This is a genomic window from Bacteriovorax sp. Seq25_V (assembly GCF_000447795.1).
GTDB lineage: Bacteria > Bdellovibrionota > Bacteriovoracia > Bacteriovoracales > Bacteriovoracaceae > Halobacteriovorax_A.
Map to the genome: position 1 here is coordinate 408,947 of NZ_AUNI01000015.1, position 13,257 is coordinate 422,203.

Consider the following 13,257-nt stretch of genomic DNA (forward strand, 5'->3'; position numbering starts at 1 on the left):
CTATGTTTTGGATTTTCTTTTCTTCATTTCTTTTCATGATCACAGTTCAGGCCCAAGATTATCAATCGAGTCAGTTTGTTCGAGATAAGGGGTGCTATGATGGGTATTGTCTTGCAAATAATTTGTCTGATGTTTTAAAGCTTTACGGTGATGTCGAAAATGCCATCCAACAAAAGTCTCTCATTGATAATGAAAGGTTTTTAGAATCGATCAGGTCAAAATCAATTTCTTCATCTGAATTAATAGAAAAAGCTGACCCATTTTTTGAGTATATATTTCATTTGAAAAACTTTGAGCCTGGAACCTTTGATTCTGAATTTCAAGAGATACTAAGGTCTTGTCATGTTGATCAAGCTCGTAAAAGTAACGTGGCCATTGTAAATGAGAGACATATACTGATCGCGAAAACACTCTGTATGAAAGAAAATTTTCAATTTAACATTCTTGAATTAGAGAATAATTGTGATCATGTGTTAAAAGACACATTTGAACTTATTGATCTGACTTCTGAATATCCAGGAAGCTTTTCACAAGTGTATGTTAATAATCTCTTAGAAGATAAGAAATTTGATAATTATATAGTTGAGTTTAATAAAGAGATTGAAAAAATACTTGGAAAAAATTGGAAATCTCAAATTCAAGAACTAGATAGAACAAGGCCAGAATTACTACCTGAGAAAATTAGAAACTTAGATTTAGGTGCTCTTGCAATTAAAGTTACTGGAAGTAATGAAATGGCAATTCGACTCGTCCAAGTACTTATATCTGATCCTGGAGCAAGAGTTATTAAAGAAAAATTTCGAGAGAAGCTTAGAAGAGATGATCTTGAAAGATTTAAAAAAATTCGAAATGAATTAAGCGATGATAATATCAATTCTCTAATAGAGCTTAGTGGATTAACAAAAAATGTTTTTGGGATGGACTTTAAGCGTAATTGGTCCAATCGAAACTATAAGGCAATTGCGGGAGTGACCCTTGGGTATGAACTTGGTAAGAGAGGACATTCTAAAGAACTTTCAACATGGGCGTCGCAGTTTATAGGCGAAGCCTATAAAATTAAGAGTCATATTCTTCCTGCGATGAGTAGTGGTAAGAGTATTAAAGGTGATCATCCATATTTCGTAATTGATTCTGCTGCTCATTATACTGGTGCAGAACTTGGTCATCAGGTATCACAAGGAAAAGGATTCTCTAAGCAAGAGATGGAAAGTGCAATTAAAATTGGAACTGACAGGTCTGAAGGCCATTGGAAGCAGATAGAGAAGCTAAAATACTTTCTCGACTAGTTAAGACGATATGAATTCAGATTTCATCCACTTCGAACAACTACTTAATACTAAGCTTCTTATCCGCTTTGATCTCAAACTTCATTTCATTATTTCTTCCCGGAGCAAGAAGAATAATTTTTGAAGCCACTAGTTGTAGACCATCTTCGTGTGAGTTAAATGAACCGTAGCGAGGGTCTCCCATAATGGCGTGTCCGATATGATCAAAATGAATTCTTAGTTGGTGCTTCTTACCAGTAATTAATAGGGCCTCAACAAGAGTTTGCCCGTTCTTTCTTTCAAGAACTTTGTACTCCGTAACAGCTTCCTTTCCATCAATATCAAAACGAATTTCCCCTGAGTCTTTTTCAAGTTCGCCTTTAAGGACTGCTTGATAGTACTTATGAACTTTCCTCTCTCTTATTTGTTCACTAAAGTAGCGAGCAATTTTCTTATTATAAGCAATGATCATAAGTCCTGACGTTTCTCTATCAAGGCGGTGAACAAGCAGACCTGGACGATTAATCTTCTTTTCCACAAGTCTTAAAATCGAATACTGATCACCATACTTTGTTCCCTGTGAAAGAAGTCCGGCCGGCTTATACCAAATTCCCCAGTTATGAGTGTCGTGAATACACTCAACTAATTCCATATCAAATGGTTTAATATTTGGATCGTGATAAACACGAACTCTTGTTCCTGCTTCGAGATCACCCTTGATTTTTCGAAATCGATTCTCTCCCTTTTCATCCACAACCCAAACGGCCCCGGCATTGAAAAGTTTTTTAATCACCATTTTTGAAAGTTTTGTATTTTCTGCAAGAAATTCTAGTGCTGGAGTTTTTTCATTTACTGCATAAGAGTAAATCTTTTTTTTGTGTTCAACTGCTTGATTCATTTATATTCCTTAAAAAACTTATATTGTTCATATAGTGCAACAGCAACGAGTAGGTGCCATATGCTATGTCCATGTGTGTAGATATTATTGTAGCAAAACACTTTTTGACGATCTAAAATAAAGCAAGCTCCACCTAAAATGATAAGTAAAACAGCACGAAAGAAGCGGACAATATTTTTCCTTGTTGGTCTATGTTGATTGAGCTTAAATCCAATTGCGATTACTGCGGGTATAAAATATCCCGCAAAAACACCAACTGGATTGTGAGGGAAAAAGTATATCCCTAGAGTCGAAAGTATTGTGAGTCCAATCAATGTAAGGAAGAAAGTTAAATTCGATTTTTTTTTGAAATAGAGATAGCTTAAGGTCCATGAAATAATGGCAAAGATTGAACCAAAATCAAAAAAATTTGAAATAAGTATAAATGAGCTATGTAAAAAAATACTAGAAAAACCTAAGACTATAAAAAGTCCAAGCAATACTCGTAAATGAAAATCTTTCTCTGAACGAATATAGAAGAGTCCAAGTATGATGAAAGGCAAGCTCGTCAGAACGGCTATTGGTTGTAGTATTAGATGCTCAAATCTCATCGGTTCACAATTACAGTTTTGTGGAAAGCACTTGAGACGTTCGAAATCATTCCAATTCACGAGCGAAGACCCTTGTAATGGGGACAACCCGCACAGCCACTTTGGCAGCAAGAATCAAAGTCATCTTCTTCATGAGAGTTAAACGCAAGAGATTTTGGTTTTAATACATTCTCATAACCACTGAGTTCTACAGATTCATAAAGCTCTGGAGCCTCAGCGGGAGATGGTAGTGTTTCAAGCATGAGGCCTAATTTATATGAGTGGGCCTCGTTCTGATTATCACAAAATAAATAGTATTTTCCGCCACTTACGCTAAGAAGCAGACAATTTTCTTTATCATGTAGATCAATAAGTTTATATTCAGTCATAAGGACACTTCTTAGCACAAAATGCTGTTTTTTATAAGGAAATATCGATGTTTTATAACTTTCCTGTAAATTATATTGAGCCTGTTTTTAGGCCGCCATCAGAAGGAAAGAGCTTTCTTTTGCAGGTCACTATTGGTTGCTCAAACAACCGTTGCACCTACTGTAACATGTATCGCTCTAAATCTTATTCAGAACGCACTAAAGAGGAAATTTCTTCAGACATCAAGAAGGCTTCTGCCTATTTTCAAAAAGTTGGCTACCTTCCAGAGAAGGCCTTTCTCTGTGACGGTGATGCCCTCGGTGCAAGTTTTGAACTTCTATGCTTTACCCTTGATGAAATTAAGCGCGAAATGCCATTTATTAAGAAGGTTGGCGTCTACGCGACAGCACAGAATATGATCGAAAAGACCTATGAGGAGCTTGTTACACTTCGCCAAAAAGGCCTAGGGATCGCTTATCTTGGAATGGAGTCGGGTTGTGATAAGGTTTTACACCTTATCGTCAAGGGTAACAACCAAGAGGAAATGATCACAGGGAGTCAGAAGTTAATGGATAGTGGTATTGAACTTTCCGTGATCTGTATGCTTGGAGTGGGAGGCGAGAAATTCACTGAAAGTCATATTGCGGAAACGGCGAAGGCCCTAAGCCTCATTTCTCCTCAATATCTTTCATTCCTCACAACAATGGCCGTTGATGGCACTCCTTACGCACGCATGGTGAAGCAGGGCTTTAAAATGCTAACGACGAAGAAATTGCTTTTTGAGATGAAGGAAATCTTAAGACTTGCTCGCTTTAACAAAAATGTTTTATTTAGAACTAACCACGTTTCAAATATGTATCCTGTTGGTGGGACATTACCTCACGACCAAAACGCGATAGTCGATCAGGTCGAGAAATGGTACACTAGTACACCAGAGGGGACATATCCTCCGAAACCATCACATATGTAGAGATATTTTATGACTCAAAATGAATTTTATATTTATAGTGCTATTCTTGTTGTTATTATTTTCGCTCTTTCAATCGCTGTCAGCTTTTACTACGTAAAACTTCAAAAAATTAAGAAGGTGAGAGATGAGTACGTTAAAGAGCTACAAAAAAATGAACAAGAAAGACATGACTATATCTTTGATAGTATTCGCACAATTTGCATGGCGTATACCCAAGATCAAGTCGAGGCCAGTGAAGCGTGTATTCGTCTAAGAATGCTAATTGATCGCAATGAGCTTATTGAAAATGAGAAGTATCCAACTATCTTTGCGATGTATGAAAAACTTAAACACTTCAAAACTCACGAAGTTCGAAATGCCCTAAGTTCGAAAGAAAAATTTGCAGAGGATAAGGAGCGTTATCAAGTAGAAGAGGACTTCAAGGAACTCTTCGCTCATGAATGTAAGCTTCTTCTTGAGGAAGTGAATTCTTAATGAGCTACTATGTTCATAACTTAAGCCCAATCGCTTTCCATCTCTTTGGGATGCCCTTTGCGTGGTACTGGTTGGTTTATTTTTGTGGATATTTCTGGGTTCTCTATTCTTTAAAATTAATCAAGCAAGAGTCCCATCAAATTAGCGCCGTTGATTTTCAAAATTATCTCTTCATCGGTTTTTTCTCAATGCTTCTTGGAGGAAAATTCTTTTATATTCTTTTTTATAATCTAAGCTATTACGTTGAAGAGCCTTCACGCATCTTTAAAATTTGGGAAGGTGGTATGAGCTTTCACGGTGCCATCATTGGAAGCTGTGCTTGGACTTTTATTTACGCAAAAATTAAGAAGATCTCTTTTTGGAAACTTACCGATCTCGTCGTGACATCTGTCCCTCTGGTACTTCTCTTTGGAAGACTCGCAAACTTTATAAATGGAGAGTTAGCGGGAAGGATTTCAACACTTCCCTGGGCGGTGGTTTTTCCACGATATGCTGACGGACTAGCAAGGCACCCGTCTCAAATCTATGAGGCCATGCTTGAAGGAGCTGTTTTATTTATGATCATGTGGCGAGGAAGAAAATTTCTTTCTGAAGCTGGAAGACAGAGTGTTCGCTTCTTATTTTTCTACGGACTGTTCAGATTTATTTGCGAATTTTTTAGAGCACCTGATATACAAATTGGCTACATCGCAGGTCTTACAATTGGCCAGTTCTACTGCCTGGCCATGATGCTTATCGCTTTTGTGATTTTTACGCGGTCGAGAACTTAGAAGCTCTTCTTTTTTGGAGGATGCTTCGCGGCCTTGTCATTAATGGCCTGCTCATACTGTTTTAATAGTTCTGGGTCGATTTCATTAACTTCAACTTTTCTGTAACTCTTTCTTGAATTAACCATTTCATCACACTTGTGTGTTGTCCCATCAGACTCCACAGGAACGTTCTTACGCCCATCCTTCATCCACGTGATTTCTCTATTACAAAAACGACACTTTGCCATATTCTCTCCCTTAAATTGAAGGGCCATCATAGATTGATTTTGGCGAAATTTACAGTGAAAATTCTCGGCCTATTTATATGCAGTGTGTCCCAAAGTTGACTGGTACAATTACTGGATTTGATGTATCCTATCCCAGATTATTTTTAGGAGATTTTAAAGATGTTAGACATTAAATTTTTGAGAGAAAATACTGAGTTAATGAAGAAGGTAATTGAGAACAAAAGGATTGGTCTCGACCTTGATGAATTACTTAAAATTGATAGTGAACTTCTTGAACTTGGAAAAGAATTACAAGAACTTCAAACTCAAAGAAATGTAACATCAAAAAAAATCCCAACAGCTTCACCAGATGAAAGACCAGCATTAATTGAAGCCGGAAAAGAGATTGGAAATAAGATTAAAGATATTCAACCAAGAGTTTCTGAACTTGAAGAAAGTCTTAAGCAACTTATGTATCTTGTGCCACAAATTCCATCTTCAAAAGCTCCACTTGGAAAAGATGATAGTGACAACGTAGAAGTTAAAAAGCACGGAGATCTTCCAAAATTTGATTTTGAACCACTTGATCACGTACAAATTCTTGAAAAACAAAATTGGGCAGAATTTGAAAAAGTCGCAAAGGTTTGTGGATCAAGAAGTTACTCCCTTAGAAATGAAATGGTACTTCTAGAAATGGCCCTACACCGAATGGCCCTTGATAAATTATTAGATAAAGGTTTCACACTTGTTTCAGCCCCATCGATGGCAAGAGAACAAGCACTATTTGGAACGGGTCACTTCCCAACAGGACGTGATCAGGCCTACTACGTACCTGAGCATGACATCTATCTTTCAGGAACAGCTGAAGTTCAACTTAATAGTTTTCACATGGATGAAATCCTTGATGAAAAAGACCTTCCAATTCTTTACGCAGGTTATTCACCATGTTTTAGATCAGAGGCGGGAAGTTATGGACGTGATGTAAGAGGACTTATTAGAGTTCACCAATTTAATAAAACTGAGCAGTATATTATTTGTAAAAATGATGAAGCAGAATCAGAGAAGTGGCATCAAATGCTTTTAACAACTGCTGAAGAAATTTGCCAGGAACTAAACCTTCCATACCGTATTGTTGAATGTTGTACTGGAGACATGGGAGCAGGGAAGCATAGAATGTTTGATATTGAGTGTTGGGTACCTAGTGAGAGCAAGTACCGTGAGACTCACTCATGTTCAGCACTTCATGACTGGCAATCAAGAAGAACAAATACAAGATACCGTGACAGTGAAGGAAAAGTTCAATTTGTTCACACTTTAAATAATACGGCCGTGGCAACACCAAGAATCCTAGTTCCTTTCCTAGAAAACCATCAGCAAAAAGATGGGACAATCTTTGTTCCTGAAAAGTTAAGACCATACCTATCTGGTCGTACAGTTCTTGGTAAAGCATAATTCTAACTACTTAAAATCATTGCTCTCTTGGGAAAACAAGAGGGCAAAAATTAATTCACTCAACTATTTTTCGTTTAGAGCCGAAAAGCGTTTATAATGTAATTCGGAGTAACTATGGAATTTGATAGTAAAGAATTGACCATGATGTTTGGAGATGACCAAGAGATCTTCTTTGAGATTTTTGGTGACTTCGAGCAATCACTAGATGAGATGCTAGGTGAAATTAGCAGTGCAATTGAAGCGAAAAATGCTGAGGCGCTACAAATTTCAGCACACACTTTTAAAGGTGTCCTTTCAACTTTTTGTGCTCTTGAAAGTAAAGAGCTTGCTTTTGAACTGGAGCAAATGGGGAGAGCTGGAAGCTTTGATGGTGCAGTGGAGAAGTTTGAAAAGCTTAAAGAATATTCTGTGAAATTAATCGCTTCTTTGAAATCGTTTCAATTTTCACAAGCTGCTTAATTACAAAACTAGGATAGTAAATGAGAATTTTAGTTGTCGATGACGACAGAATAAATAACAAGATGATTTGCAAGAAACTTGAAAAGCGTGGCTTCGAAGTTGTTGAAGCATTCAACGGCCACGAGTGCTTAGAAGCTGTTGAGAATAAGCAAATCGACCTTGTTCTTTTAGATATTATGATGCCAGATATGTTTGGAAGTGATGTTCTTGTTGAGCTTAGGAAGAATTACTCGGCATTCGAACTACCGATTATAATGGTTACAGGAAAAAGTGAAACAGAAGATATTGTAGAGTGCTTAAGAGCCGGGGCGAACGATTATATTGTCAAACCGATTAATATCGAAGTTGCACTTGCTCGAATTTCTGCTCAACTAACTTTAAAGAAAATGCATCATGAGAACCTTTCAAAGGCCGAGCTTGAAACTGCTCAGGCAATGATTGTGACATATAATCATGAAATCAATAATCCCCTTACAATTGCTCTTGGACTTCTTGGAAGAGTGAAAGGTGAGGAGAATTTAGAAAATGTAGCTAAGATTAGCGATGCTCTTTTTAGAATTGTCGACATTGTCAAAAAGATTCAACAAATTTCAAATGAGACTCAGTTGAAGCATTCAAGTTATACTGATCAAGAAAAAATGATTAAATTAAAGTAGCAGTTGAAGGTTAAGGATACCTTGACCTTCCTGTAGTAGTTTAACTCCAACTCCTTCAAGGCTGTGGGAGAGGTTTATCATTGCCTGATTTGTTGATTTTAGCTGACCGTAGAGTCTTGTCACTCCACGGGACTTAGCTTCTTCAATTAGTGCGAGAAGCATCGTCTTTCCAAGTCCCTTTCCCTGCATTTTATCAATGATAAGAAGACCAAATTCTGCGCTACGCTTGTCATCTTCATCAATATTAAATCTCGCGACCCCTAGTCCTTCATCTTGTTCTGGGTGACTGATAGCTGCAATCGCAAAGTGCGACTCATGATCGTATTCAGTAAGACGTTGAAGCTCAAGATCAGTAAATCCTTTTTTGGCCACGAAGAAACGATGTTGGATAGTTTCAATAGAGAGCTTTTTCATACCTTCTGCAAGATAACTCTTGTCACTAGGTAATAGCTCTCGAAGAACTACTTCAATATTGCTTTTTAATGTGATGACTTTTTCTTGCATTGGCATAAATAAATAATACATCGTATTTCGATTAAAGACTATCTTATTTAGAAATTTTGACACAATGAAATTAAAGATATTACAATAGGATATGCACTTATGGAGGAGAGCTCAATGGATACTTACTACCCACTAAAGAAAGTGGCGCAGATATTTGGTGACAATAATTTAAAGTTTTCAATTGAAGAATTAGAGAGAGCTGGTGATATTCCTGCTTCTCGAAAATTCAGAAGCGGTGCTCTTTTTAGAAACGGATGGAGTAAGGCTGAGTTGCCACTTATTGGAGAAAAAGTTGGGTATTTCCCAAAGTTTTCTAAGTCAGTAGCACTTTCCGTTTTCACGACAAAAGGTGGAGTTCTAAAATCGACTCTCGCTCTTAACCTTGCTCGAACTGCGGCTTTACATGGTCTTAAGACATGTGTGGTTGGACTCGATATTCAAGGTGATGTAACGACAGCACTTGGGTACGATTTTGATATTAAGCCAAATAGCCAGTTAGATGAAATTATTGAAAAACTAGACCAAACAAAAGGTTTGAATGACCTTTTTGCTGGGCAAGTTTCTCTTGAAGATATAATTGTTGGAACAGACCTACCTAATCTCTTTCTTATCCCTGAAACTCCAGAGCTAGTTGCTCTTAACGATTCTTTAAACAATATTAATCGTAGAGAGTTTTGGTTGAAAGAAAAAGTTGTTGCACCATTAAAGAATTACTTTGATATTATCATCATGGACTGTTCTCCTAATTGGAACAAGCTCACAACAAACGCGCTTGTAGCATGTGATTCTTTAATTTCACCACTAGAGTGTAAGATTAATAACTTTAGGAACTTCAAAGTTTTTAGTCATTTTTTAAAAGAATTTAAAAATGAAATGAGACTTAACTTTGAAAATGTTTTTATTCCAACAAAGTTTGCTCCAAATAAAAAACTTAGTAGTGACATCTTTACTTGGTACCAAGAAAATGTTGAAGGCTGCACGTCTTTAGGAATAAAAGAGTCTGTAACTGCGGAAGAAGCAATGGCCCTTAATATTTCTATTCTTGAGCATGCAGGACTAAAGCCAATTGGCCGCGACATGGTAACTTTAATGAAGGAAGTTCATCAGCGTGTTGAGAGTTCTCTTGTTAATTCAAACCGTGAGTTCGGGCACGATCAGAGAATTTTAAGCGCACAAAAATTTAATTTTAATGGAGCAAGACCTTAAATATGGCACTATCACTGGATCAAATTAATTCAAAAAAATCATTTACTGCTAATAGTGAAGAGACAAAGAAGAATATAAGACCATGGAAAAGCAATGACCAATTTGGGAAATCTTTTTCGGGGAATCTTGCAGTGAAAAAAGCGAGAGAAATCGCAAATAGAAATAACGAACTTGTTGAGTCTCTTCGTGGTGATAATGCAAGTGAGGCTCATGTTAGCTCAATAGAAAAGTTTATCCGTGCCAAAGAAGAAGAGTTTGAAAACTTGGAAAAACAAGAAATGCACCACCGTCGTATTCAAGCGAGAGGGGGAGTTATCGGTAAATTTAAAAATTTGATTTTTGGGCACTAAGAATTAGTGTCCTCTTTATTTCTTTAAATATTTTTCTTTTTCTTTATCTGAAAAACACTCTGTAATTCGTTCCCCAAATTTTTTTTCTAGTGTCTCTTTATCTGCTCCAAGCAGTAGAGAATTAAAAGCTTCTTGGCAGGTAAGCTTTGTATATTTAATTTGAAATTTCGAGCATGAATTCTCTAATGTATTACAGGAATTCGGAAAACCCTTATAACAGTTGATCGATATCTCTTCACAATCAGCAGCCGTAAGTACTTTATTAGAGCAGGATTGTATGAGTGTTAAGAGAATAAGTGATGCAACCAGCTTAATCAAGTATCTGCTCACTTTTTAGAATTTCTTTAAATTTATTCATTAGGTCTAGTTCATAATTTCCAAGTTCACTAATCATGATACTTTTGATTGCTTCTTGTGGAGATTCACCAGTTGTAATGATATGTTTATCGTAAGTATTTACTAAACTCAGAATCATCTCTGGAAGAGTTAGCTTTTTCTTTTTATTTGGTCCCAGACCAGAGAGGACCTCTTCGTGATTTATGACAAGTTCCATGACGTCTTTTGTTACCCATGGCTTGTCACTTAATGCTTTCACTGCATCTTTTACATGTAGGCCGTAAATACGTTTGTCATCAGATGTATACGTTCCTTTTTGTCTTTTGAATAGAGCCTGGTCTTGCTGATTAAGTCTTGTGATCCCAACGTCATGAATAAGACCTGCAGTGGCAATATTATCTATTTCTTCATTTGAGCATTTCATCTTCACTGCTAGTTTTGTTGAAAGTGCTGAGACATTTAATGAGTGTTTAATGATCATATCAGCTTCAGATGCTTTCTTGCCGAAGATCTTTTTTAGTGCTTCTGGATTTTGTTCAACAATTTGTCTTAAACTCTTTGCTGCAGATTTTGTCATACGGTATGCAGATTCACTTTCTGGATCTTTTTGCATTCTTTCTACTGCGGTAGAGCAAGCACCATCTACAACGTTTACTTTATCATCTAGTGGTACTGCAGGGTCATTCATTGTATCAACAAGTAACTTATCAAGAAATGCTTGGTAATTTGGCTCGTCACTTTCAGTGATGTAGAACTTTGCAATTTTTTGTTTCTTTAACTTTGAATATTTTTCTTCTTCAATTGAAGTTCCACGCTCACTATATTTTAGATATGTGTCTTTAAAATAAATATAAAGATCAAAAGATAATTCTCTGTTTGGTTTAACTGTTGAAATTCTAAGTGGAGTGTATGCCATAATATCCTCAAAAAATTAATATTGCTTCTGTTCCAAGTCCTGATGTTGCTCTCTTTATTGTCAGTTTAATTCCTAATGCCTTTGCATAGGAAATAACGAGATAAAGCCCAAAGCCTGTTCCTTGTTCACCATGAGTCCCTATCGTTGAATGAGTTGATTTTTCAGCTTCAATCTTTTCAATAAGTCCCGAAGTGATACCTATTCCATAGTCACGTATAACTATTATAGTCTGATTCATTTTTTTTGAAATAGTAATATTAATATCGGAGTTTGAATGTGAATATTTAATTGCATTACTTATTAAATTACCAAAGATTTGGTGGGTTAATATCGTATCGTTTGATTCAAGTAATATTTCTTCCTCTAAAAAGTCTTTAATGAAAGAGATATTCTTCTCTGTAGCCTTTTCCTCAAAATTTGATAACGCGCTATTAAGAGATTTGATGATATTTATCTTACTTTTTTGAATGAATTCAAGTTCTCTTTCGAGTTTTTGTTCTTCTTTAACTGAATTTAAAATATTTTCAATGTTTTTAGCCGCACGTTTTACTCTTTCCCATGCTCTGTCATTATCAAAGTGTGAAACTCCGCGCTCTTTTTGTCTCGTATAGGTGAGGATAATGAAAATTGAATTAGCAATATCATGAGATAGCACACGCACGATTTTTTGAAGCTTTTCTTTATTCCTTGCCTGCTGGTTTGCAAAATTTTTCTCTGTCGTCAGGATATTCATCTTATATGCTAGAGCAACAGAAAGAATTAGCATCTCAATGATATTTCCAAAAATAATAATATTTTGAGTGAAAAAATTGAAAGGTATTATCTGTGCATAAACACCAAACCAAATAATGACCGAACCATACATAAAAAACCAAGAGAGAACATAAATTTTTGCAAGAGGGTCTTTATATTTAATTGCCTTTCTAATACTTAGATACATAATAAGGCAGATTGTTAAAACAATATTGAAATCAATAATAGTTCCAAAAAAATTTGGAAATACTTTGTATAAAGGTGTGAAATTAGAGACAAGAGTGAAAACTCCAAAACCCACGCTTGGTGCTAAAATCTTTTTGATATTGGGATAGACCGATTTAAAGTTTAAAAAAGAATAGGCAAAGATGACTGACACAACGAGTGATAGGGAAGAAAATGCTCCAAGGTGCTCATTAATCTCAAATGAAAAATAATTTCTTTCAAGGTATCCATTAAGTATGAGAACTGTTATCGAAATCGAAGCAATAAATAAACAGTAGTATAGGAAATCTCTGTCCCTTGTGAATGAGAAAACAGAAAGATTGTAAAAGAAAATCATTAAAAAGGCAGCGATATAAATAATATAGAGCTTTTCAAGTGCGTATTCGCTTTCGTTTACAGAATCAATATCTCCAAGAATAAACTTCGTATCGAGATGATGTATACTTTCTCTTTTGATAATATAAATTGCGGTTTCATTCGGCTCTAGGTGCAACTTAAACTTAGGGTGAACTCCGCCAGGGACTTGGCGTTCGTTTATAGCATCTTTAGCAACTTCAATATACTCATTAAGACTATTTTCAAACTTATAAAGGGTTAGGTTACCAAGAAGACCAGCATTGGAGTAGATATAGAAGTCATTTGTACGATCAAGGGTATTGTGAAGTTGAAACTTGAACCACACTGGAGTAGCAGTGTAGCGGTGATGAATTTCATCACTTTCATTGAGTTGAAAAGACTCCGGAAAATCATAAGATTCACTAATTTGAATAGTGTTTGATATATTCAAATTTTCTGTTATTAAGCCAACTTCTATTGTTTTTGCGCTGACAATTTGAAAAAAGAAAAGGTAGAATAGAAAAAAATATTTCATAGAGGATG

The 13,257-nt window shown here is 36.0% G+C and carries 17 protein-coding genes; 9 read left to right on the forward strand and 8 right to left on the reverse strand.

Going from position 1 to position 13,257, the window contains the following annotated elements; all coding sequences use genetic code 11:
* Window positions 1–2: 2 nt before the first annotated feature.
* On the forward strand, window positions 3–1,286 hold the full coding sequence (locus M900_RS09680) for a hypothetical protein (protein WP_021274349.1): 1,284 nt from the start codon (window positions 3–5) through the stop codon (window positions 1,284–1,286).
* Window positions 1,287–1,326: 40 nt separating this feature from the next.
* On the opposite strand, the gene M900_RS09685 is transcribed toward M900_RS09680, so the two are convergent.
* Genes M900_RS09685 through M900_RS09695 form a run of 3 tightly spaced genes read right to left on the reverse strand, consistent with a single transcriptional unit; the run spans window position 1,327 to window position 3,121 of the window.
* Complete coding sequence (locus M900_RS09685; protein ID WP_021274750.1) at window positions 1,327–2,163, reverse strand: RluA family pseudouridine synthase; 837 nt, start codon at window positions 2,161–2,163, stop codon at window positions 1,327–1,329.
* Window positions 2,160–2,813 (reverse strand): ceramidase domain-containing protein, encoded by a 654-nt coding sequence (locus tag M900_RS09690; RefSeq protein WP_034732202.1) that lies wholly within the window; start codon window positions 2,811–2,813, stop codon window positions 2,160–2,162. The genes M900_RS09685 and M900_RS09690 overlap by 4 nt, the downstream gene beginning before the upstream one ends.
* Window positions 2,810–3,121, reverse strand: coding sequence for a hypothetical protein (locus tag M900_RS09695; RefSeq protein ID WP_021274543.1), 312 nt, complete (start codon window positions 3,119–3,121; stop codon window positions 2,810–2,812). Before M900_RS09695 ends, M900_RS09690 begins: the two co-directional genes overlap by 4 nt.
* Window positions 3,122–3,168: 47 nt before the next feature.
* Here M900_RS09695 and M900_RS09700 point away from each other — a divergent pair, with 47 nt between their 5' ends.
* The 3 genes from M900_RS09700 to lgt are packed head-to-tail and all read left to right on the forward strand — an operon-like array spanning window position 3,169 to window position 5,315.
* Complete coding sequence (locus tag M900_RS09700; protein WP_021274624.1) at window positions 3,169–4,071, forward strand: radical SAM protein; 903 nt, start codon at window positions 3,169–3,171, stop codon at window positions 4,069–4,071.
* Window positions 4,072–4,080: 9 nt separating this feature from the next.
* Window positions 4,081–4,545: a DUF2489 domain-containing protein gene (locus tag M900_RS09705; protein ID WP_021274780.1), complete on the forward strand. Its 465-nt coding sequence runs from the start codon at window positions 4,081–4,083 to the stop codon at window positions 4,543–4,545.
* A complete protein-coding gene (gene lgt / locus M900_RS09710) occupies window positions 4,545–5,315 on the forward strand; it encodes a prolipoprotein diacylglyceryl transferase (RefSeq protein ID WP_021274581.1) in 771 nt (256 codons plus the stop codon). The genes M900_RS09705 and lgt overlap by 1 nt, the downstream gene beginning before the upstream one ends.
* Here the strand turns inward: lgt and M900_RS09715 are convergent.
* Window positions 5,312–5,572 (reverse strand): hypothetical protein, encoded by a 261-nt coding sequence (locus tag M900_RS09715; RefSeq protein WP_021274368.1) that lies wholly within the window; start codon window positions 5,570–5,572, stop codon window positions 5,312–5,314. The two genes, lgt and M900_RS09715, sit on opposite strands and share 4 nt — an antisense overlap.
* Window positions 5,573–5,701: 129 nt before the next feature.
* Between M900_RS09715 and serS the strand changes: the two genes are divergently transcribed.
* The 3 genes from serS to M900_RS09730 all read left to right on the forward strand — a co-directional run bounded on the left by serS (window position 5,702) and on the right by M900_RS09730 (window position 8,088).
* The gene (gene serS, locus M900_RS09720) at window positions 5,702–6,973 is read left to right on the forward strand and encodes a serine--tRNA ligase (protein ID WP_021274583.1); all 1,272 of its coding nucleotides are present in this window, start codon (window positions 5,702–5,704) and stop codon (window positions 6,971–6,973) included.
* A gap of 114 nt (window positions 6,974–7,087) precedes the next feature.
* Complete coding sequence (locus tag M900_RS09725) at window positions 7,088–7,432, forward strand: Hpt domain-containing protein (RefSeq protein WP_021274369.1); 345 nt, start codon at window positions 7,088–7,090, stop codon at window positions 7,430–7,432.
* Between the two features lie 20 nt (window positions 7,433–7,452).
* Entirely contained in the window at window positions 7,453–8,088 is a 636-nt protein-coding gene (locus tag M900_RS09730; protein WP_021274554.1) for a PleD family two-component system response regulator, read from the forward strand.
* Here the strand turns inward: M900_RS09730 and M900_RS09735 are convergent.
* Entirely contained in the window at window positions 8,080–8,613 is a 534-nt protein-coding gene (locus M900_RS09735; RefSeq protein WP_084703565.1) for a GNAT family N-acetyltransferase, read from the reverse strand. The two genes, M900_RS09730 and M900_RS09735, sit on opposite strands and share 9 nt — an antisense overlap.
* A 93-nt stretch (window positions 8,614–8,706) precedes the next feature.
* Here M900_RS09735 and M900_RS09740 point away from each other — a divergent pair, with 93 nt between their 5' ends.
* The gene (locus M900_RS09740) at window positions 8,707–9,798 is read left to right on the forward strand and encodes a ParA family protein (protein WP_034732206.1); all 1,092 of its coding nucleotides are present in this window, start codon (window positions 8,707–8,709) and stop codon (window positions 9,796–9,798) included.
* Between the two features lie 2 nt (window positions 9,799–9,800).
* Window positions 9,801–10,148, forward strand: coding sequence for a hypothetical protein (locus tag M900_RS09745; RefSeq protein WP_021274595.1), 348 nt, complete (start codon window positions 9,801–9,803; stop codon window positions 10,146–10,148).
* Window positions 10,149–10,163: 15 nt separating this feature from the next.
* Here M900_RS09745 and M900_RS09750 read toward each other — a convergent pair whose 3' ends face one another.
* Genes M900_RS09750 through M900_RS09760 form a run of 3 tightly spaced genes read right to left on the reverse strand, consistent with a single transcriptional unit; the run spans window position 10,164 to window position 13,249 of the window.
* Window positions 10,164–10,478, reverse strand: coding sequence for a hypothetical protein (locus M900_RS09750; protein WP_157680620.1), 315 nt, complete (start codon window positions 10,476–10,478; stop codon window positions 10,164–10,166).
* Complete coding sequence (locus tag M900_RS09755; protein WP_021274419.1) at window positions 10,459–11,400, reverse strand: HD-GYP domain-containing protein; 942 nt, start codon at window positions 11,398–11,400, stop codon at window positions 10,459–10,461. The genes M900_RS09750 and M900_RS09755 overlap by 20 nt, the downstream gene beginning before the upstream one ends.
* Before the next feature lie 7 nt (window positions 11,401–11,407).
* Complete coding sequence (locus tag M900_RS09760; protein WP_021274365.1) at window positions 11,408–13,249, reverse strand: 7TM diverse intracellular signaling domain-containing protein; 1,842 nt, start codon at window positions 13,247–13,249, stop codon at window positions 11,408–11,410.
* Window positions 13,250–13,257: the final 8 nt, after the last annotated feature.

What these genes read in the sequence shown, in the direction of transcription:
- M900_RS09695 (WP_021274543.1), bottom strand. Translation starts at nt 3,121, where the DNA reads ATGACTGAATATAAACTTATTGATCTACATGATAAAGAAAATTGTCTG.
- M900_RS09700 (WP_021274624.1), top strand. Translation starts at nt 3,169, where the DNA reads ATGTTTTATAACTTTCCTGTAAATTATATTGAGCCTGTTTTTAGGCCG.
- M900_RS09725 (WP_021274369.1), top strand. Translation starts at nt 7,088, where the DNA reads ATGGAATTTGATAGTAAAGAATTGACCATGATGTTTGGAGATGACCAA.
- serS (WP_021274583.1), top strand. Translation starts at nt 5,702, where the DNA reads ATGTTAGACATTAAATTTTTGAGAGAAAATACTGAGTTAATGAAGAAG.
- M900_RS09740 (WP_034732206.1), top strand. Translation starts at nt 8,707, where the DNA reads ATGGATACTTACTACCCACTAAAGAAAGTGGCGCAGATATTTGGTGAC.
- M900_RS09735 (WP_084703565.1), bottom strand. Translation starts at nt 8,613, where the DNA reads ATGTATTATTTATTTATGCCAATGCAAGAAAAAGTCATCACATTAAAA.
- M900_RS09685 (WP_021274750.1), bottom strand. Translation starts at nt 2,163, where the DNA reads ATGAATCAAGCAGTTGAACACAAAAAAAAGATTTACTCTTATGCAGTA.
- M900_RS09730 (WP_021274554.1), top strand. Translation starts at nt 7,453, where the DNA reads ATGAGAATTTTAGTTGTCGATGACGACAGAATAAATAACAAGATGATT.
- M900_RS09745 (WP_021274595.1), top strand. Translation starts at nt 9,801, where the DNA reads ATGGCACTATCACTGGATCAAATTAATTCAAAAAAATCATTTACTGCT.
- M900_RS09755 (WP_021274419.1), bottom strand. Translation starts at nt 11,400, where the DNA reads ATGGCATACACTCCACTTAGAATTTCAACAGTTAAACCAAACAGAGAA.
- M900_RS09680 (WP_021274349.1), top strand. Translation starts at nt 3, where the DNA reads ATGTTTTGGATTTTCTTTTCTTCATTTCTTTTCATGATCACAGTTCAG.
- lgt (WP_021274581.1), top strand. Translation starts at nt 4,545, where the DNA reads ATGAGCTACTATGTTCATAACTTAAGCCCAATCGCTTTCCATCTCTTT.
- M900_RS09760 (WP_021274365.1), bottom strand. Translation starts at nt 13,249, where the DNA reads ATGAAATATTTTTTTCTATTCTACCTTTTCTTTTTTCAAATTGTCAGC.
- M900_RS09705 (WP_021274780.1), top strand. Translation starts at nt 4,081, where the DNA reads ATGACTCAAAATGAATTTTATATTTATAGTGCTATTCTTGTTGTTATT.
- M900_RS09715 (WP_021274368.1), bottom strand. Translation starts at nt 5,572, where the DNA reads ATGATGGCCCTTCAATTTAAGGGAGAGAATATGGCAAAGTGTCGTTTT.